Source organism: Priestia sp. 10L35 (genome assembly GCF_056395685.1).
This window is the reverse complement of sequence record NZ_JBFTKA010000002.1, coordinates 512,510-533,333: the sequence shown is the minus strand read 5'-3', so window position 1 is coordinate 533,333 and position 20,824 is coordinate 512,510. Positions and strand designations below refer to the sequence as shown.

The 20,824-nt window shown below is 38.5% G+C and carries 16 protein-coding genes; 13 read left to right on the top strand and 3 right to left on the bottom strand.

The window, feature by feature from the left end; genetic code table 11:
* Positions 1-5 precede the first annotated feature (5 nt).
* From AC1DEF_RS08690 to AC1DEF_RS08665, 6 genes are all read left to right on the top strand, one after another.
* A complete protein-coding gene (locus tag AC1DEF_RS08690) occupies positions 6-1,382 on the top strand; it encodes a sigma-54 interaction domain-containing protein (protein ID WP_318331300.1) in 1,377 nt (458 codons plus the stop codon).
* A gap of 217 nt (positions 1,383-1,599) precedes the next feature.
* Positions 1,600-2,583: an agmatinase gene (speB, locus tag AC1DEF_RS08685; RefSeq protein WP_097823470.1), complete on the top strand. Its 984-nt coding sequence runs from the start codon at positions 1,600-1,602 to the stop codon at positions 2,581-2,583.
* A gap of 82 nt (positions 2,584-2,665) precedes the next feature.
* Complete coding sequence (locus AC1DEF_RS08680) at positions 2,666-4,114, top strand: aldehyde dehydrogenase family protein (protein WP_318331301.1); 1,449 nt, start codon at positions 2,666-2,668, stop codon at positions 4,112-4,114.
* A 20-nt stretch (positions 4,115-4,134) separates the two neighbouring features.
* Positions 4,135-5,496 carry a purine-cytosine permease family protein gene (locus tag AC1DEF_RS08675; protein ID WP_097823468.1) on the top strand — a complete coding sequence of 454 codons (1,362 nt, stop codon included), beginning with the start codon at positions 4,135-4,137 and terminating at the stop codon, positions 5,494-5,496.
* A 209-nt stretch (positions 5,497-5,705) separates the two neighbouring features.
* Complete coding sequence (locus AC1DEF_RS08670; protein ID WP_097823467.1) at positions 5,706-8,318, top strand: helicase-related protein; 2,613 nt, start codon at positions 5,706-5,708, stop codon at positions 8,316-8,318.
* Positions 8,319-8,856: 538 nt separating this feature from the next.
* Positions 8,857-9,780: a 1,4-dihydroxy-2-naphthoate polyprenyltransferase gene (locus AC1DEF_RS08665; protein ID WP_097823466.1), complete on the top strand. Its 924-nt coding sequence runs from the start codon at positions 8,857-8,859 to the stop codon at positions 9,778-9,780.
* A 42-nt stretch (positions 9,781-9,822) separates the two neighbouring features.
* On the opposite strand, the gene AC1DEF_RS08660 is transcribed toward AC1DEF_RS08665, so the two are convergent.
* Positions 9,823-10,998: a DHHA1 domain-containing protein gene (locus AC1DEF_RS08660; protein ID WP_097823465.1), complete on the bottom strand. Its 1,176-nt coding sequence runs from the start codon at positions 10,996-10,998 to the stop codon at positions 9,823-9,825.
* A 110-nt stretch (positions 10,999-11,108) separates the two neighbouring features.
* Between AC1DEF_RS08660 and AC1DEF_RS08655 the strand changes: the two genes are divergently transcribed.
* The 3 genes from AC1DEF_RS08655 (at position 11,109) to AC1DEF_RS08645 (ending at position 15,127) form a co-directional block, all read left to right on the top strand.
* The gene (locus AC1DEF_RS08655) at positions 11,109-13,256 is read left to right on the top strand and encodes a YhgE/Pip domain-containing protein (protein WP_097823464.1); all 2,148 of its coding nucleotides are present in this window, start codon (positions 11,109-11,111) and stop codon (positions 13,254-13,256) included.
* 64 nt (positions 13,257-13,320) lie between these two features.
* Complete coding sequence (locus AC1DEF_RS08650; protein ID WP_014460184.1) at positions 13,321-13,698, top strand: PH domain-containing protein; 378 nt, start codon at positions 13,321-13,323, stop codon at positions 13,696-13,698.
* A 229-nt stretch (positions 13,699-13,927) separates the two neighbouring features.
* Positions 13,928-15,127 (top strand): MFS transporter, encoded by a 1,200-nt coding sequence (locus AC1DEF_RS08645; protein ID WP_097823463.1) that lies wholly within the window; start codon positions 13,928-13,930, stop codon positions 15,125-15,127.
* A 69-nt stretch (positions 15,128-15,196) separates the two neighbouring features.
* Here AC1DEF_RS08645 and AC1DEF_RS08640 read toward each other — a convergent pair whose 3' ends face one another.
* On the bottom strand, positions 15,197-16,069 hold the full coding sequence (locus AC1DEF_RS08640; protein ID WP_477727347.1) for a selenium metabolism-associated LysR family transcriptional regulator: 873 nt from the start codon (positions 16,067-16,069) through the stop codon (positions 15,197-15,199).
* Positions 16,070-16,413: 344 nt separating this feature from the next.
* Between AC1DEF_RS08640 and AC1DEF_RS08635 the strand changes: the two genes are divergently transcribed.
* From AC1DEF_RS08635 to AC1DEF_RS08620, 4 genes are read left to right on the top strand one after another with little or no spacing between them, the layout of a single operon-like run.
* On the top strand, positions 16,414-16,803 hold the full coding sequence (locus AC1DEF_RS08635) for a GntR family transcriptional regulator (RefSeq protein WP_013083081.1): 390 nt from the start codon (positions 16,414-16,416) through the stop codon (positions 16,801-16,803).
* Positions 16,796-17,695 carry an ABC transporter ATP-binding protein gene (locus AC1DEF_RS08630; protein ID WP_025752330.1) on the top strand — a complete coding sequence of 300 codons (900 nt, stop codon included), beginning with the start codon at positions 16,796-16,798 and terminating at the stop codon, positions 17,693-17,695. Before AC1DEF_RS08635 ends, AC1DEF_RS08630 begins: the two co-directional genes overlap by 8 nt.
* Entirely contained in the window at positions 17,670-19,679 is a 2,010-nt protein-coding gene (locus tag AC1DEF_RS08625; protein ID WP_097823462.1) for a DUF6449 domain-containing protein, read from the top strand. Before AC1DEF_RS08630 ends, AC1DEF_RS08625 begins: the two co-directional genes overlap by 26 nt.
* 16 nt (positions 19,680-19,695) lie before the next feature.
* Positions 19,696-20,175: an RNA polymerase sigma factor gene (locus AC1DEF_RS08620; RefSeq protein ID WP_013056972.1), complete on the top strand. Its 480-nt coding sequence runs from the start codon at positions 19,696-19,698 to the stop codon at positions 20,173-20,175.
* A gap of 47 nt (positions 20,176-20,222) precedes the next feature.
* Here the strand turns inward: AC1DEF_RS08620 and AC1DEF_RS08615 are convergent, their stop codons facing one another.
* Complete coding sequence (locus tag AC1DEF_RS08615; protein WP_013056973.1) at positions 20,223-20,801, bottom strand: DedA family protein; 579 nt, start codon at positions 20,799-20,801, stop codon at positions 20,223-20,225.
* Positions 20,802-20,824: the final 23 nt, after the last annotated feature.

Below are 20,824 nucleotides of genomic sequence, written 5' to 3'. Positions count from 1 at the left end.
CTGAGATGATTGAACGAGAGCTTGAAGCTATTTTGCATGCTTCTAACGACAATATCGTTATTACTGATGAAAAAGGGTGTATTTTACGAGCGAGCCAAAACTGCCGTGATATATACGGGTATGACGTGTCAGAGTTAGTGGGACAAACCGTATACGAATTGCAAGACCGCGGGATATTTTCACCTTCCGTTACGATTGAGGTGTTAAAGAAAAAGAAAGAAGTACAGCTGATGCAAAAAACAGAAACGGGTAAAGTTGTAATGGCAACCGGTATTCCCGTGTATGATGAACATCAGTGTATGAAAAGAGTAATCAGCTTTTCACATGATTTAACAGAGCTTCAGCGCTTAAAAGAAGATTATCAGCAGCTCGAAGTGAAAATGAAAACATATCAGCTAGAAGCGGAAGAGCTTCGGGAACAGCAGTCAAATGATATGGTCATACGAAGTGAATCGATGAAAAAGGTATGGTCCATTATTAATCGCGTGGCAGACAGCGATGCAACGGTTGTGTTGCTAGGTGAATCGGGTGTTGGTAAAACGGCTTTTGCCCGTGCTTTACACTATGGAAGTGAACGAAAAGAAGAGCCGTTTATTGAAATCAACTGCGGAGCTATCCCAGCTAGTTTATTTGAATCTGAAATGTTTGGATACGAAGCAGGCTCTTTTACAGGTGCAAGTACAAAAGGAAAAATAGGAAAGTTTGAATTAGCTCATAACGGTACCCTTTTTTTAGATGAAATAGGAGAGCTGCCACTTGATATGCAAGTGAAGCTATTAAAGGTGCTGCAAGAAAAAACAGTCACCAAAATTGGAAGTGAACGAGCCAAACATGTAAACTTCAGGCTGATTGTAGCAACAAACCAGCCGCTTGAAGAAATAGTGAGAAAAGGAACATTTCGCGAAGATTTATTTTATCGGCTGCACGTTATTCCGATTACGATTCCTCCGCTTCGCGAGCGAAAAGAAGACATCACGGCACTGCTTTATCATGTCTTACATAAACAAAATGAAAAATATAAAATGAAGAAATTTTTTCATGCAGAAGCATTAAATCAATTGGTTGAACATCCGTGGCCCGGAAATGTGCGCGAGCTAGAAAATACGATTGAACGCCTCGTGTTAACAACGGATGAAAACAGTATCTCGCTTCAAGACCTGCCGTTTCATGCAGAAAAGATCAGAAGTGAAAAAGAAGAATGGGAGACCCTAGATGTTTTAACCTCTCAGGGAATGACGCTTCAGCAAGCACTTGCAGAAGTGGAGAAAAACTGGCTGATTCGTGCTTATCGTCAGTGTCAAACGACGTATGAAATGGCAGATGCATTAGGAATCAGTCAGCCTACGGTTGTAAGACGTTTACGAAAGTACAATATTAAATAAGGAAAATATAATTCAAAATGAATTAACTGATTCAGTACTGAATCGGTTTTTTTGTTTTGATTCTATTATGAATTGAAAATCGTCCATAATTGCACGAAATAGGGTGATGAAATTTGGCATGCATTTTGCATTAATAAAAAGTATCTAAATAAAAAGCGTCAGTATCTAAAATGATGATACGGCGCTAATGAATGAAACCCATTAGGAGGAATAAATCATGCCAAAATATCAGCCGAAAAATTCATTTGAATCTCCGCGTTTTTGTGGACCCCGAACGTTTATGAGACTTCCGTATGTAGAACAAGTAAATGCAGATATGGATTTTATTGTGACGGGTATTCCATTTGATTCAGGGCAATCTTTTCGAACAGGAGCACGTTTTGGGCCGGAAGCTATTCGAGATTTCTCCATTTTGCTTCGTCCGTATAACCCAGAACAAAAGATTAATATTTTTGACTACATTTCAGGTGTGGACTACGGCGATTTGGCAGTGGTTCCGGGATATATTTTAGAAACGTATAAAAAAATTGAAGAAGGGTTAACGCCGGTTGTGGATGAAGGAATTATTCCTATTTCATTAGGCGGTGATCATTCGATGACGCTTGGTGAACTTCGTGCCATCGCGAAGAAACACGGACCCGTAGCGCTTTTACAGTTTGATGCTCACTCTGATACGTGGGATAGTTATTTTGAACAAAAATACAATCACGGTACCGTGTTTAGACGAGCAATTGAAGAGGGGTTAATCGACGTTTCACGTTCGATTCAAATTGGTATGCGGGGCGGTCTGTACGGAATTGAAGATTTAGAAGATGCAAAGAACTTAGGTCTAGCTCTGTATACGACAAATGAATATAAAAAACTAGGCGTTGAAAGAATGCTAGAAATTATTCATGAACGTGTAGGAGAAGGGCCCGTATTTTTATCGTTTGACATTGACTTTTTAGATCCAGTTTACGCACCGGGAACAGGAACACCTGAAGTATCGGGTGCAAGTATTGACGATGCGCTTCAATTTGTTCGTGGCTTAACAAATATTGATTTTGTCGGTTTTGATTTAGTAGAAGTACTGCCAGCCTATGACCATGGCCAAATTACAGCAGCAGCGGCCTCGAACATTGTTTATGAATTTATCACGCTTATTGCGTTAAGAAAAAAAGCAAAAGAAGAAGAAGCGCTGTTAGTGCAAGCGCGCGACTGAATATAAGCAAGGCGGTAAAAGTGGGAAGGTACTATTATCTTCCCACTTTTATATAAGAGTTCTCTATAGGGAGTGTTGGACTATGAACGAGCAAGTAAATGTAACAGTAGATAAGAAGCAAGCAAAACCATGTAAAAGAGAAATACTCAACCCAGCGACCAATAAGATCATAGCGAAAGTATTCGATTCGTCGTTTCAACAAGTAGAGGAAGCGGTAGGTAAAGCAAAGCAGGCTTTTGAACAGAGTGAATGGAAGAAAAATAAATCACTGCGTGTAGAGGTGCTTAAGAAACTAGCAGATTTATTAGAAAATGAAGCGAGTATATTCGCTGAAACAGAAACATTAAATACTGGCAAACCGATAAAAGAAGCGCAGTTAGATATTGAAGATACGATTAATTGTTTAAGATATTACGCAAATTTAATAGAAGAAAACCAGCCGTGGACAAAGGACATGTTCGACGATACAAACAGTAAAATCATTCAAGAACCTATCGGCGTATGCGCGCTGATTGTTCCTTGGAATTTCCCTTTGCTGCTTGGTATGTGGAAGCTGGCTCCTGCCTTAGCAGCTGGAAATACAGTAGTGTTTAAGCCGTCAGAATTAACGCCACTTTCTTTTTTAAAGCTAGCTTCACTATGTGAAAAAGCTGGTATACCAGAAGGCGTGTTTAATTTACTTACAGGAGACGGTAAAGTGGGAAGTGCCCTTGTTGAACACAAAGACGTAGCCAAAGTCTCTTTTACAGGAGGATCAGAAACAGGCAAACGTATTTATCAGCAGTGCGCAAAAGAGATGAAAAGAGTTTCGCTTGAACTGGGAGGGAAATCTCCGCTTCTTATTTTCGAAGACAGTGAAATTGATATTGCAGTAGACTGGACAATGTTTGGCTCGTTTTTTAACCAAGGGCAAGTGTGTGTAGCTTCATCGCGTATACTCGTACATGAATCTATTTATAAGCCGTTTCTTTCTACTCTTACGGAGACTGTTGCTGCTATAAAAATTGGTAACCCCTTAAGAGAAGAAACGGAGATGGGTCCGGTTATTAGCAAGGCGCATCTGAACAAAATACAGGATTTTATCAAGCTAGGTCAAGAAGAAGGCGCGAATTTATTAACAGGAGGAACGTTAATTGACTGCGAAGGTGGAAACTATATAAAGCCGGCTGTGCTCGTCGATGTGGAGCAGCATATGAAAGTCGTACAAGAAGAAATATTTGGTCCCGTTATTACCGTTCAATCTTTTTCAAGTGAAGAAGAAGCCATAGCACTTGCCAACGGCACGAGATTTGGTTTAGCTGCAGGAATTTTAACGAATGATGTAATGAAAGCAGAGCGAGTTGCTGAACATCTTCAAGCGGGAACGATTTGGATCAACGGCTACCATACGCCTCATATTGAAACGGCGTGGGGCGGTTTTAAAGAAAGCGGCATTGGCCGGGAGTTAGGTCCATCAGGATTAGCTGCTTTTACTGAAACAAAACATGTAAATACAAATTTCAAGCTAGCTCGAGCCAATTGGTATCAATAAAAGTGAAAGGTGGAATAGGAATGACAACAAAAAGTGGTCTCGCCCATGATGATGTGCAGCCGATTGCAATGAATAAAAGAAGTATGGGCTTCTTCTCTACATTTTCCATGTGGATAGGAGCCAATGTGGTGGTAACGACCGTTTTTACCGGAATGCTGTTTGTACCCGATATGACCTTTTTAAAGGCATTATTTATTATTGTGCTTGGCTCTTTAGTTGGCGCCATACCGCTCGTGCTGATGGGGAATATCGGAACTCGCACCGGTCTTCCAACCATGGTTTTGATGAGACCAGCTTTTGGACAAAGAGGTGCTATGCTTCCTGCTGCTGTTAATCTTATTACGTTAATCGGCTGGGCATGGATTCAAGCTTACATGGCAGGGCTAAGTTTAAATCATGCCGTTACTTTTTTGACCGGTTACAGCAATATCAATCTATTTACAATTCTTACTCAAGTGTTGGTAGTAGCTATTTCTATATACGGGCATAAAGGTATTGAAGCAACGGAAAAATTAGTAGCTACGCTTATGGTCATTTTGGCAACCGTTGTGTTTAGCTACTTGTTTATTGAATTTGATGCAGCAAAATTAATTCAAATGAAAGCAAGCGAAAATCCTGGTATTACAGGAATGTTAGCTTTTGATATTGTAGTAGCTACAGCTTTTACGTGGATTCCTATTGTTTGCGATTATAACCGAAACTGTAAATCTGAAAAAACGGGCATTGCGGGCACTTATTTAGGCTATAACGTTGCGACTTTGATTGCGATGGGATTAGGCGCAACGGTTTCTGGTTTTTCAATTCTCGGAAATATGACGCAAACGTATGACCCGGTAAATTTAATTGGCGCATATAGTCCGATGTTAGGGTTAGTAGCTGCCATCGTAATTTTTTTATCGGTGCTGTCAACCAACGTAATGGTATTGTATAGCGCGACAATGTCTTATTTATCTATTTTTCCAAAGCAGAGGTTCTGGATACCGGCACTAACCATGGGAGTTGTCACAGTCCTAGGTTCTTTATTAAAAGAGTGGTTGATGACAAATTTTCAAAGCTTTTTGCTTATGATCGGTGTCTTATTTATTCCTATTATTGCGATTGTTCTTGTTGATTATTATATCATTCGCCGAAAACACTATGACGTTTCAGCTATTTTAGAAAAACAAAATAAACTGTACTGGTATACAAAAGGCTTTAACCTTCATGTGTATGTATCTTACATAGTGGGGGCTGTATTTGCCTACTATTTTACGTACGTTCACCCGCTAGCCACAGGCGCAACGATCTTAGCTTTTTTATTTACAGGTGTTTTGCATGTATTGTTAACCAAACTTTCACAGCTTTCCATCCCTTACTCAAAGGGAATCGACAAAAATGCTTGATATACGTTTAAAATAGACTGAATTATCAAAAATAATCAAAAAGCTCCTATTTAAAGGAGCTTTTTGTGTTAAAAATAGCTAAGAAATAAGCAAAAGCGGGGAAAAGAGAGGTTCTTGATCGAGCTGAAAATAAAGTAATAACATGTATTTGATTCTGTAAGGGGTCTTTCCTATAATAAACGTAGGAAAACTTTCCAAAGGAGAATTTTATGCTCGAATTAGAGGCTATTCAAAGCAGGGCCATTGAAAAAACTAAACATACATTACTACAGGATATAAAAAGCGTATTAGGTGAACAAGACGAATGTCCGGATTTTGAGACTTATTTAACAGACAGGCACTCTTTTATTAAAAAGGCCTGGGGAACTACGTGGAGAAAAGCAGTTGTTTCTTCTGTATCTAAAAAAAGCAGAAAGTCATATTTAACAGAGAAAGGCTTTGAGGTGAAAGGGTATAAACCTCAAGCTATAGATAAGTTATTTGCTAAAGAAACGAGAAAAGGTATAGAGTTTGATGCTTTTTCTTGGCTAGAAAAGCAGTACGGAAAGGGCAATAAAGCGGAGTGGCTATCACTATACGGAGAAGCAAGAGCTGAATTTGCCGAAAAAGAAGAAGAAAGAAAAGAGAAAGAAAGACAGCAAAGTATTAATGATCGAAAAGCCAGATATCAATTACAGTTAAACTTAGAAGCAGCTCCTATTTTGGAAGTAAACAAAGAGCTGTATTACCTACATATAAGAGAACAGCTTTCCCATCAGCTGTCAAAAGACATTAAAACAAACTCAAAGTATATTGAAAACTATGCGCCGCATACTGAACTTGAAGATGAATTAATAGAAAACGGTGATTTGACACGTCATGATTATGAAACGGTTCATGACTTTTTTCAAGAGCTCACCGGCGGCGTAAGCTCAGAATTAGACAGATATTCAACGATTATCTTGTTTGAAACGTATGAAGATGTATACGAGGTATTTATCACCGATAAGATTTATGAAATCATTCCAACTATGATCATGGATGACCTTCCTGCTTCATTTAAAGAAGAATATAAATCTTATACAAATGCTTCCGTAACAAGAATGGATATTATAAAAGCACTTAGAAGTGATTTATCGGATTTGGTCTATGAATATAAAAAAATGCTTGTAGAAGAAAAGCTTTCCGATGTACTGGAAGTTTCAGATCACAACTTAACGATTGAAGAGCATCAAGAAAGATATCAACAGCAGCTGGAAGAAAGACGATTACAACAAGAACGTGAACGTGAAGAAAAGAAAAAGCTGATTGAAGAAGAACAGCGACAGTTAAATTATATTTTTGGTGCAGAATACGAAATGGACCCAAGAAAAGAAACGGAATACATCCTTCATCTCGGTGATACAAACACAGGAAAAACGTATACGGCATTAAAGTCATTAAAAAAAGCTGCTTCGGGTAATTACTTAGCGCCGCTTCGCTTGTTAGCCTTAGAAGTTTTTGAAAAGCTGAACAAGGACGGAGTCCCTTGTTCGTTAAAAACAGGTGAAGAAGAAAAGATTGTTGAAGACGCTCAGCATATGGCCGGTACCGTAGAGATGTTTAGTGAATTAGAACATGGCGATGTAACAGTCATTGATGAAGCACAAATGATTCAAGATAGAGACCGAGGGTTTTCATGGTATAAAGCCATCACCCGAGCTAATGCCAAACAAGTTCATGTTATCGGGAGTTTAAGCATTCGAAGTATGTTAGAAGAGATGCTTGACGGTGTGATATCAGAAATTCATGAGTATGAAAGAGATATACCTTTAAAAGTAGATCTTCGAAGGTTTAAAATTGAACAAGTAAAACCCGCAGATGCTTTAATTGTTTTCTCGCGTAAAAAAGTGCTCCAGACAGCGGCTAAGCTAGAAAAAGATGGTCACAAAGTTAGCGTGATTTATGGAAGTATGCCGCCTGAAACGAGAAGAAAACAAATTGAGCAGTTCATTAATAGAGAAACAAATGTCATTGTGTCTACAGATGCGATTGGAATGGGATTAAATCTTCCAATTAGACGAATTGTTCTTTTAGAAAACATGAAGTTTGACGGGCAAAAGAGGAGATTGCTGACTTCTCAAGAGTTAAAGCAGATTGCAGGTCGTGCTGGAAGGAAGGGCCTCTACAATGTTGGAGAAGTTGCATTCGCTAAAGATGCAAAGCAAATGAGAGAACTGTTATTTTCAACAGACGAGCAAATCAGCAAATTTTCAATTGCTCCTACTTCAGATATGCTAAGAAGATTTAAAGAATATCATCATGACCTCGGAACGTTTTTTGACATGTGGGCTAAATTTCAAAATCCAAAAGGTACACAAAAATCAAATTTGGCACAAGAACGTGAGCTTTATGAGGAAGTAAAAGACACGCTGATTGAAGCGAAAATGCCCATTGTTGATTTATACGGCTACTTGCAGCTGCCTTTTTCAGCAAAAGAAAGCTCTTTGAAAAAGCAGTGGGTTGCCAGCATGAATGCGATTGTTAACAGGGAAGAGTTACCTGAACCACGGATGATAGAAGGCTCACTGGAAAAATTAGAGCTATCTTATAAGGCGATTGGCCTGCATCTTTTATTTTTATATCGAATGAACAGAAGGCCAGAGGCTATTTACTGGGAGCGTGTCCGAGAAGAGCTTACAGATAAAATCCATAACGTATTAAGAAAAGATATGAAAAAATTTAAAAGAACATGCAGTACGTGTTCTAAAGACCTTCCTTGGAATCATGATCACGCCATATGTGATTCGTGTTTTCATAAAAGATTCCGCAGAAGACACGGAGACGAAGATTTTAATTACTAAGATGTAGTGATAAAAAGTGGCTTGTCCGAACGAGTTGGATTTTTGATTGAGAATCCAATTCGTTCGGCTTTTTTTATTGTGAAGGCAGCTTTCATGTGTTTCGTTCCTTCTAGCAGTTGGTTAGAGGGCAAGGCAAAGACTCCTGCGGGCTCAGCGGCCGCCCGCGGAAAGCGACGTCTTGCTTGGAAATCATTGAGGTGTAACAAGCGGTCAGCTCATGCATCCCATTTATTCGTCTTTAGATTGGATTTATTTCTTTATGTCTCAAACTTATTTTTCGGATAGGCTTTTTATCTTTTTCCTATGAATTTCTGCGTCAAAGCAGATTTTTGTAGAAAAAAATCGGAAATGTATAAGCGGTCATCTTGTAAAAAGAGCAATAAATTATTATGATATAGAGTGGAACTTATATTTTAAAGAGTTCCGTGATTTTTTTGTTGGGCGGACGTGTATTGTATTAGAGTAAGTTTGCTATCATTCGTTATATTAAAAGCAGCACTTTTAAATAGAGATACGGTTCGTAATAGAAGGGAAGAGGATGATGATAAGTCATAACAAAGAAAACAAAGCTGCAGTCGAGCAGTACAGTAAAGGGAAGATTTTGTGGCAATTAACCCGTCCTCATACGCTAACAGCATCGTTTGTACCGGTTTTAATTGGAACAGTTCTAGCCATGTTTTATGGCCATGTGAATGTTTGGATGTTTCTTGCGATGCTTTTTTCATGTTTGTGGATTCAAATTGCGACGAACTTATTTAACGAGTACTATGATTTTAAACGCGGGTTAGACACAGAAGACTCCGTAGGTATCGGAGGAGCCATCGTCAGACACGGCATGAAACCGAAAACGGTATTAAATTTAGCACTTATTTCTTATGGAATTGCTCTTATTTTAGGTGTATATATATGTGCAAACAGTAGCTGGTGGCTTGCTTTAGTTGGATTAGTAGGTATGGCGATTGGTTATTTGTATACGGGCGGACCGCTTCCGATTGCGTATACGCCGTTTGGAGAATTATTTTCAGGTCTTTGCATGGGCGCGATGTTCGTGTTGATTTCATTTTTTATTCAAACGGATACCGTAACGTCTGAAAGCATCTTTGTATCACTTCCGATTGCGATTTTAGTAGGTGCGATTAATTTGTCTAACAACATTCGTGATATAGAAGAAGATACAAAAGGCGGACGTCGTACGCTAGCCATTTTATTAGGTTCTAAAAATGCGATTAGATTTTTAGCTGCTTTGTTTGGCATTGCCTATATTTGGACCGTTGCATTAGTGGTATTCTTCGATATTAGCCCTTGGATTTTCTTAGTGTTTCTTAGTGCACCTAAGCCAATTCAAGCCGTACAGGCATTTGTACGCGGAGAGCTTATTGCAATGAAAGCAACTGCGCAAACAAATACGTTTTTTGGATTTACTTTATCAATTGGATTATTAATTGGCTATTTAGTAAGCTGATTGAGTGGAAAAAGCCTGTCTTTAAAAAAGACAGGCTTTTTGTTATGCTCCCGTTATTTTTTCTTTTACTGCGCTAATAAATGCGTTCATATTTTCAGAAGATGAAAAGTTGGCTTGAGCTTGTTTTGGTCCGCCGCCGCCTTTTCCATCGTAAAGCGGAAGCAGCTCTTTATAAAGTTCTCCGCATTTTACTTCACTTCCGCTGTGAGCCAGTAAGACTTTTTGATCACTTGAAAAGGCAAAAAGAAGCGTCGTATCAGGTGTTTGAAGCAGCTGCTTCGTCAAAGCTTGCACATCTTTTAATGTGCGGTTTTCAAAGTGATGGTACAGAAATGAACCTTCTTTTTTGGCTTCTAATTCACTTGCTAAATAAGCTGCATTTTCATTTTTTAATTCTTCTAGTTGTTTTTGCAGCTCTTTTTGTTCAGTCTCCAATTTTTTAATGCGTTCTACAACTAATTCACGGCTTGTGCTGAATTTATTGCTAATTTCTGCTACGATTTCTTGAGACTGCTGATAATCAGCTAATGCACGCATGCCGCATTTAAAAAAGAGGCGTGTATTGCCGCGCTGCTTTTCTGTTTTCGTAAGTTTAATAAGGCCAAGCTCTCCAATTTGATTCACATGCGTACCGCAGCAGGCAGAAACATCAATGCCTTCAATTTCCACAATGCGTACCACTTCGTCTTCTAGGTTGGGCACTTTGCGAAGCGCAAGAGTATGCAGATCTTCTTTTTTCACTTCGTACGTTTTAATGTGACGGTTGCTGTAAATAGCGTCATTTACAACTTTTTCAATGTGTAATAACTGCTCATGAGATAACTGAGGTACATTCAGATCGATAGAGACTGCTTCGCTTCCTAAGTGAAAGCTAACGGTGTGAATATCATATGTATCGATTAATAGAGCCGAAAGTAAGTGCTGTCCGCTGTGCTGTTGCATATGATCAAAGCGGCGATGCCAGTCAATTTCACACGTGACGTTCGCTTGTTCAGGGAGTGTATCCACGATATGATATACTTTTCCATTTTCTTCATACACATCTTTTACGTCGATTCCGGCAATATTACCGTAGTCAGAAGGCTGCCCGCCTCCTTCTGGATAAAAAGCGGTTTGTTTTAACGTTAACGCGTAGCCATTCGAAAGAGAGCGCGTCTCTATCACTTCAGTTTCCCATGTTTTTATGTAGGGATTGCTATAATAAAGTCTTTCGGTCATATTCATCATCCTTTCTAGTAAAACCATATCTAACTTTTTCTATAGTATCAGAAATATGTTTCTTCGAACATGGATAAGCTAACTTGTAACAATAAAACTGGGTGGGACATATGAAAAATACTGTTTATATTTATACGCGGGATTTAAAAAGAATTTTCACCAATTGGGCAATGATTATCATTGTGCTGACGCTTATGATTCTGCCGTCTTTTTACGCATGGTTTAATATAAAAGCATCTTGGGACCCATACGGGCGGACTGAAGGTATTGCCATTGCAGTAACGAGCGAAGATGAAGGTTCTACGATAAGAGGTCAGCACGTGAACGTGGGAAAAGATATTATTGCAACGTTAAAAAAAAATAAAACGCTTGGATGGACGTTTGTCTCAAAAGAAAAAGCTGATCACGGAGTAAAGCACGGTGACTATTATGCAAGTATTGTTATTCCAAAAGATTTTTCACAAAAGCTTGGTACCGTTCTTCAAGATCGTTTGGAAAAACCGGTCATTATTTACAAAGTGAACGAAAAAATAAACGCAGTGGCGCCTAAAATTACAAGTAAAGGAGCCAGCAGCTTAACACAACAAATCAGTGAAAAATTCGTCAAAACAGCGAATGGAGCCATTTTTTCAGTGTTTAACGAACTAGGTATTACACTGCAGCGAGATTTGCCGACCATTCAACAAGTTGAACAACGGATTTTTGAACTTGAAAATCGTCTTCCTGAAATCAAAAAAGTAATTAATGAAGCGAATGACACCACTCAAAAAGCTGGAGCCATTGTATCAAAAGCTCAGGCCGCTCTTCCTGAAGTAGAGAGACTAACAGCTGACGGCGCACAGATGACTCAGCAGCTAAACACTTTTTTAACTAAAAGCGATGAAGTTTTAAAAAACGCTGAGCCAACGATCAACGAAACGCTGCAGCGGGTTCAGCAACGAGCTCTCCGAGTTCAAGAATTGAAGAATCAGCTGATGGAAAAAGATATAGCACCGGCTGAAGTCAGCGCAGCAGCGGAACAGCTAAAAGGGCAGTTAACAAAACAAATTGCTGACACAGGAGAGATTCTTACACTTCTTACAGATTTAAATGCGTTATCTCAACAAAAAGTTCTTTCACCTGTTATTAATGACATAAAAGATGTAAATACGCTTTTACAGCAGCAACTTTCGGATGTAAACAGTCTGCAGCAACAAACAAAGAATGGGGATGTTCCCAATCAAAGCGTACTTGATAGGTTCAGCTCTCGCACCGATCGAGCTGTTTCTAGATTAAATGCGTTAACGAACTCATATTCTTCTACGATTGTGCCTGCTGTTGAACAAGCAATCAAAGAAGCGAAAGATAAAACGGCAAGCGCAAACTCACTGCTTGATGAAGCTAACAAAAGCATACCGGATGTTTCTAACGTTCTGTCTAAAACAGCCAGTGGCATTTTGCTTGGACAGCACGAGCTTGGGAAAATAGCAAAAGACTTTCCGCGAATTGAACAAAACGTGCACAATATAGCAGATAAAATACGAGAATTTCAGCAAAAAGAAAATATTGAAGATATTATTAATTTGCTAAAGAATGATGTGCAAAAAGAAAGTGACTTTTTTGCTAAGCCGGTTCTTTTAAAAGAAGAAAGACTTTACCCGATTCCGAACTACGGCTCAGCTATGTCGCCGTTTTATACAACGCTTTGCTTGTGGGTCGGAGCTTTGCTGTTAGTTTCGATTTTAAGCGTAGAAGTAGCGGATGAAGAACGATTCAAAAGCTATGAAGTCTATCTTGGAAGACTTTTAACGTTTTTGTCTATTGCTCTCGTGCAAGCTTTTATTGTGACGCTAGGGGATTTATTTTTAATCAAAACGTATGTCGTAGATAAAGTGCCTTTTATCTTTTTAGGCTTGCTGTGCAGCTTCGTATTTATGACGATTGTTTATACGCTTGTTGCGATATTTGGCAATGCAGGAAAAGCGATGGCGATTGTTTTACTTGTGCTTCAGCTTTCTGCTGCAGGCGGTACATTTCCGATTCAAGTCGTGCCTGCTTTTTTTCAAGCAATCAATCCGTTTTTACCATTTACGTATGCAATAAGCATGATGAGAGAAGTGGTAGGAGGCATGTTAGCGGATATTGTCAGAAAAGACGTTACGGTTCTTCTTTGCATTTGGCTTGGCGTGCTGCTCGTTGGCATTTTTCTTCATAAGCCTCTTAGTAAAACGAGCGCAAAATTAACAAAAAAAGCGCGTGAAAGTAAATTAATTCATTAAAAAAACGTTTTGGGTTTCCAGACAGAACAAAATGCGGTAGTGTAGATATAAAGGAGTGATCAGTATGGGTATATTAGATGGACTATTAGGAAATGCATCAGAAGCAGATATAAGAGGAACTGAAAAAGACTTACAAAATATTTTAATTGCCAACGAGCGAGTGGAACAAGCATATAAAGTCATTCGCGATTTAATGGTGTTTACGACGAAACGCTTAATTATCGTTGATAAGCAAGGAGTGACAGGAAAGAAAACAGATTATCATTCCATTCCTTATAAGACGATTACCCATTTTAGCGTAGAAACGGCTGGAACATTTGATTTAGATGCGGAATTAAATATTTGGGTATCGGGTTCTAGTGCACCGATCTCAAAAGAGTTTCGTAAAGATAAAAGCATTTACGACGTGCAAAAAGTATTAGCATCTTATGTACTGGATTAAAAAGTTGAGCCATGAAAAACTGGCTCAGCTTTTTTATATGTGTGTAAAACGAGAGAGGGTACTATCTTCATTCTCGTATGCAGCTGTTTGAAAATAAGCAGGCTGTTGTCTCGCCATATTTGTTCACTTTACTCATTACCGAAATGCATGAGAACGATTTACATAATGAATTATACAGAATAAAAAAACCGTGATATGATTTTTTTAGAGAAAAAGGAAGTGACCAACTGTGAGTTATACCGTAATTGGAACATCAGCTTTTCGCAAAACAAATGTTGCGCTTTTTGCAGCTGGCTTCAACACATTTTCGATTTTATATTGTACACAGGCCATTTTACCTGAATTTTCTAGAGAATTCGGGATATCTCCGGCGTTTGCCAGCTTGTCTCTTTCGTTAACAACCATCACGCTAGCCGTTAGCATGCTTTTTTTAGGTTCTTTATCAGAAGTGTGGGGACGGAAGAAACTGATGGGCCTATCGTTAATTTTTGCGTCATTGCTATGCATCATGACAGCATTTAGCTCTACCTTTGAAACACTATTAGTATTTCGCGTCATTCAAGGAATCGTTTTAGCAGGGCTGCCTTCTGTGGCCATGGCTTACTTAGGAGAAGAAATTGAACCAGGGAGTTTAGGGAAAGCGATGGGGATTTATATAAGCGGAAACGCCTTTGGAGGCGTAGCGGGAAGGCTTATGACAGGGGTACTCACGGAATATTTCAACTGGTCCGTAGCTCTTGATGTTGTAAGCGTAATCAGTTTACTGGCCACCTTTGTTTTTTTTATGAACTTGCCAGATTCACAAAACTTCACTTCGCGATCCTTTGAACTTCGTCAGCTTACTGGCTCTCTTCGCAGTCATCTTCAAGATAAAGGGATGCTTTGCCTTTTTGCTATTGGTTTTGCGCTGCTTGGAAGTAACGTAGCATTATACAATTATATTGGATACGCTTTATCCTCACCTCCATATTCTTGGAATCATACGCTTGTAAGTTTTATTTTTGTTATTTTTTTTGTGGGAGTATTCAGCTCAGTCTGGATGGGGACGCTGGCGGATCGATATGGCCGGAAAAAAGTGCTGTTATGTACGATTGCTGTTACGCTTATAGGTTCAATTGTTACGCTGCATCCGGTTTTATGGATAAAAATTACCGGGCTTTTGCTGCTGACTTTTGGCTTTTTTGGAAGTCACTCCATCGCAAGCAGCTGGGTGGGAAGAAGAGCCACCCATGACAAAGCTCAGGCTTCGTCTTTGTATTTGTTTTTTTACTATGCAGGATCAAGCGTTGGAGGGACGGTGGCGGGCTTGTGCTGGAGTGCGTACGGCTGGAAAGGTGTTATTGCTTTAATTGGTGTGTTTCTTACAACAGCTTTTCTCCTAGCTGTTCGTTTGTCCAAAATGCCGGCTCAGCAGACGCATGTTCACTAAAAAAGAATGTAAAGACATGTATGGCTATTTACTAAAAAAGACTTTCCACTCAGTGTGGAAAGTCTTTTTTTAGTTTAAAAGCTGAATAAAAAGCTCCGCTACTTTTTTATGAGAGCTGTTAGCAGGATAGATATAAGAGAAACGGCGCTTAAAAGGAGCGGTGTTAACGTTCAGAATCGATAGGTGTTTTTGTTCAACATCTTCTTTAATAGCGCAAAGCGACAGCACAGACATTCCTAAATCGTGAACGATGGCTTCTTTAATTCCTTGATTGCTGCTGATCGTTAGCATGCTTTTCATTTTTAAACCGTTGGACATTAGAACGTGATCTAAATATTCTCTTGTTCCAGAGCCTTTTTCACGCGCTACCCACCGCTGATTTTGTAAATCATCAATTTCTACTTTTTTAAGCTGAGCTAAAGGATGATCCACTGACGCAACGATGGCAAGCTCATCGTCCATAAATGACTGAATATGTAAGTCGGATTCTTCCGTGTGTCCTTCAATAAGCCCTACGTCTACTTTGAAATGACGAACAAGCTGAGCGATTTCCTTTGTATTACCGATAGTCACTTCTACATCAATATCAGGATATTGTTCACGAAGCTTTGCTAAAAATGAAGGGAGAATATATTCACCAATCGTGAAACTGGCGCCAATCGTTAGCATTCCTTTGACACGGTGATGATGTTCATAAATATCTCGTTTCGTATGCTCATATATCTGAATCATTTGTTTAGCACGATCGTATAAAATTTCGCCGCTGGGTGTGATTTTTAACATTTTAGGTGAACGCAGGAACAGGGAAGTTTGAAATTCTTTTTCAAGATTTTTGATGTGTACGCTTACGCTTGGCTGTGAAATCATTAACTTTTCCGCAGCTTTTGTAAAGCTTTGCTCTTCTACAACAGAAACAAACGTCTTTAACGCATCATAGTACATAGAGTATGGCTCCTTTTATATTAAAAAAATTAATTATAAACATTATAAAACATTACTATTGTAATAACTAGAGGTACTTGGTTAAGACAAACAAAACGAGGTGCTGACTTAAAGGAGTATTTTGGCTTATAACGAAGGCAACACACGCAATTTATTTACAGTTATTTGCATTTCCCCTATAAAGCTATTAAACAATTTTTTGTCATCATTTTGTAACAAAAGTAAAAAAAGTACTTGTTTTTTCCAGAAAACATACTATAATATTAACTGTAATACGATGAGTAATACAGTTAATACACCTAGTACACACATCATGATTTTGGGTAGATGAAGGGAGGCAGACTATGTTCGATTTAGATATTCGTAGTCGCAAGCCGATATACGAGCAATTAGTAGATAAATTGAAAGAGCTTATTATTCATGAAGTCTTTAAGGCCGATCAAAAGCTTCCATCTGTTCGGCTGTTAGCAAAAGAATTAACGATTAATCCAAATACAATTCAAAAAGCGTATCGTGAACTAGAACATCAGAATTATATTTATTCAGTTCCAGGCAAAGGAAGTTTTGTAACGCCTCAAGTTGATACACTAAATAACGAGAAGGTGAAAAAGATGAAAGAAGAATTAGTAAAACTGTTGGCAGAAGCTATGTATTTAGGGATGGATAAAGATGAAATTCTATCACTTATTTCACAGGCTGAAAAAGCAGTAAAAGGAGGAAGCGATAGTGATTGAACTGAAGGCGATAAAAAAAGAGTTTGAAGAAATGGAAGCTCTAAGAGACGTCACGCTTTCTATAAAAAAAGGATCTATTTACGGACTGCTTGGCTCGAACGGGGCAGGGAAAACAACGCTATTAAAAATCATTGCAGGTATTTACAAGCAAGATCACGGGAAAATCGCAATAGACGGCGAGGAAGTATTTGAAAACGTTGGCTTAAAAGAACGTCTTATTTTTATGCCAGATTCTCTTTATTTTTTCCCTCAAACAACGATTAAGCAATTAGCGTCTTTTTATAGAAGCGTCTATCCGACTTGGAACGAAGAGCGGTTTCAAAAATTAAAAGAAGCTTTCCCAATTCAATTACATAAAAAGGTACACAGAATGTCCAAGGGAATGCAGCGTCAAGTAGGTTTTTGGTTAGCGATGTCTGCTATGCCTGATGTACTTATCTTAGATGAGCCGCTCGATGGGTTAGATGCGGTAATGCGTCAAAAAATTAAAAACCTTCTTGTCCAAGACGTGGCAGAACGGGAAATGACGATTTTAATTTCATCACATAACTTACGAGAAGTGGAAGATCTTTGTGATCATGTAGGCATCTTGCATCACGGTCAATTATTAATTGAAAAAGAACTGGATGATTTAAAATCAGACGTGCACAAAATTCAAGTTGCATTTGAAGGAGATGTGCCGCTAGCGCTTTACGACACGCTGGACATTTTATATCAAGAAAAACGAGGGAGCGTCTTGCTTTGTATTGTTCGAGGAAAAGAAAATCACTTAGTCAACAAAGTTCGATCGTATAAGCCTTTAATTTTTGACATCTTGCCACTTACGCTGGAAGAAATCTTTATTTATGAAATGGGGGATGTGGGTTATGCAATCGAAAACATCATCGTTTAACCGCGGCATGTGGATTCAATCCATGAGAAACGTGGGATGGATTGGGCTTGTCTACTTGTTAGTACTACTGTTCGCTTTGCCTTTACAACTAATTTTCACTTTTACAGGAAAGGTTGAGCCTTATATAGAGAAACCAGACACGTTATTTGACGTATTTGGCGGGCTAGAATTCGTGCTTATGTTCGTTGTACCAGTGTTACTTGGTATTTTCCTATTTCGATATATACAAACGAAGATTGCGGCTGACTATATTCATAGTTTACCAATTAAACGTTCTACGTTGTTTCATCAAAACATGCTTCTGGGCGCGTTGGTTTTAGTTGTTCCGATTTTAATTACGGGAATCGTGACTTTTGCCGTTAAAGGGGTTTTAACGGTTGAGAATGTTTATACAACAGGCGACGTTCTAAGCTGGGTCGGGTACAGTATTCTGATTAATTTATTTGTCCTAACTGGAACTGTTTTAGCCGGAATGTTTACCGGGATGTCTGTTCTGCAAGGAATCTTTTTATACGTTCTATTCCTTCTCCCAGGCGGAATTTCTTATTTAGCTATATCGAATGTAAAGTTTTACTGGTATGGCTATGCGTATGACTATTACGTGAACAAAAATGTTGACAGCCTTATCCCGTTTTTACACGTAGCGAAATTGGCAGCTCATAAAAGCTTTTCTACTAGTGTATTTGTTTATATTGGACTCATTGTCTTGTTTTACATCGTTGCTTTAATCACCTATCAAAAAAGAAGAGTAGAAGCTGCTACGCTAACCATTTCAGTTGGCTGGTTAAAACCTGTATTCGTATACGGAGTAACCGCTTGTTCACTGATGCTGGGCGGATTTTACTTCGGCAGCATGAAAGGTGGATTTTCATGGATGGTCTTGGGCTATATTATTGGTTCATTAATAGGCTATATAGTTGCTCAAATTATTTTAAATAAAACGTGGCGTATCTTTACGAAATGGAAAGGGTATCTAGGTTTTATTATAGCTGCAACTATTGTAGGCTTTATCATTCATTTAGACGTGTTTGGCTATTCTACTAAAGTGCCGGCAGTTTCAGAGATTGAAAGTGTGTATTTCGATGAAGACATGTATCGATTGACTGATAAACCTGAAAACTATGCAAAGGGAATGAATGGCTATTACGAAGCGCCATATTACTATACAAGTAAAGAAACGATCAAGAGCGTTCGTCAGCTGCAAAAACAAATTACAGCATCTAAAGATAAGAAGCTGGATCCTGAAAAACAAAGTGAAATAGAGGGAAGCAATGGAAAAATCGCGGTATTTGCTTACAAATTAAAAAATGGAAAGCAAATAGTTCGAGAGTACTTTATTCCATTTTCAGACTATAAAGCTTTTTATAAAGAAATTGCGGAAACAAAAGAGTATAAAGAAAATTTCCATCCGCTTTTACGAACACAAAACACAGATAAAATTAAAAGCGTAAGTTTTTCTGTTCCAGGAAAGTCAAATTCCATTAATATTACAAATCCAGAAAAAGTGCAAGAGCTTATACACGTAGTCAAACAGTCGATGATGAACGAAACGTTTGATGAAATGTACAGCACAAAAGAAAGCTGGGCGTCAATCAATTTCATGGATGGAAAAGGACAGTATGTTCAAGAAGCATCTTGGGAGAAGTCATATAGCGAAGTAGAAGCATGGCTGAAGAAAGAGCATTTATATGAACGTGCTCGCCTTATGCCAAAGGACGTAGAAAAAACCGAAGTCTTTAAAAATTCTTCTCATCTTAAAAATGATTATCGTCTTCAAGAAGATTTTACACCTCTAACGAAGGATGAGAAATCAATTAAAGTAAAAAACAATCAGCAGGTAGAAACACTTCTTCAACGTGCTAATTTACGAGACACAGGAGATTATCTTGTTGCTTTTTATTACAAAGATCAAGTAGATACTCCTCAGGTTTACATGTTGAATGAAAATGAGCTGCCAAACGAACTAAAAGAAAAACTAAAATAGCAAGGGAGAACTTATTATGTGCGGCGAGGAATTGCAAGATTATTTAAATCAGGTGCTGGCTTATTTGTTGAAAAATGGCGTGAATAGACAAGACGCCGAAGATATTACGCAAGAAGTAGCATTAAAATATTTAGAAAAACAAGAAATGGTCGATCCTGAAAAAATAAAAGCTTGGATGTTTCGCGTCGCATTAAATAAACGGTGTGATTTAGGAAGGCGTAAAATAGTGAAAGACCGCTATACGTCTTCTTACAAAGAAGAGCCCGTTATGTATACGCCTATTCAGCAGGTGCTTAGAAATGAAGAAGCGGCTGAATGTCAGGCGATTTTAAATAAATTGAATCCTAAGTATCGCAATTTGCTTCTATTAAAATATGGATTTGGATTTAAATATGAAGAAATTGCGGAGTTATTAAATATGCAGATGACTACGTTAAAATCAGCTCTTTACCGCGCGCGCAAATACTTTGTAAAGGGATATAATGAAGTCATTTAATATAAATGAAACAGCAGCAGTTTGTGAAAAAGAACTTCTCACACAAACTACTGCTGTTTTTTTCGTATTTTTCTTCTTTGGACGGCATAGATAATCAAACTGATCGCACAAAAAGCTAAAGTGATCTCAATCACGTCCGTATAAGAAGATGTCGTATTAAAAAAGGAACCGAAAATAAATAAAGCGAGCGTCCAAATAAAACCGAAAGAAAATGAGACTTTAATATAATGCCGATGCTTCATTCCGCTTGCTCCGAGAAAAAAAGGCATCACATGTCGCATTCCTGGTAAAAAGTAGCTTGCAATGATGGCGTGAGATCCATATTCTTGAATCGTTCGCTCGACTTTCATCACATTTTTTTCCCATCGCGGGCGTTTTAATAGCGCAAGCGCCTGAGCTGAAAAAAGACTGGCTATCAAAAACTTAAGATATAAGCTAATCATCATGCCGCTGTAGGTAAGTATAAAAGCTGGAATATACTGAACGGACGGAGATGTAGCCTGACTGCCCGCAAGCATAATATATACCGGGTCAGGAATAGGAGTAAGGTTGGCTCCGACTAAAATGATAAAAAAGAAATATCCGTAGCCTAATTGGTTAATGGCTCCGATAAGCTGATCAATCACGTTTTCTTCCTCCTTTCTTCATT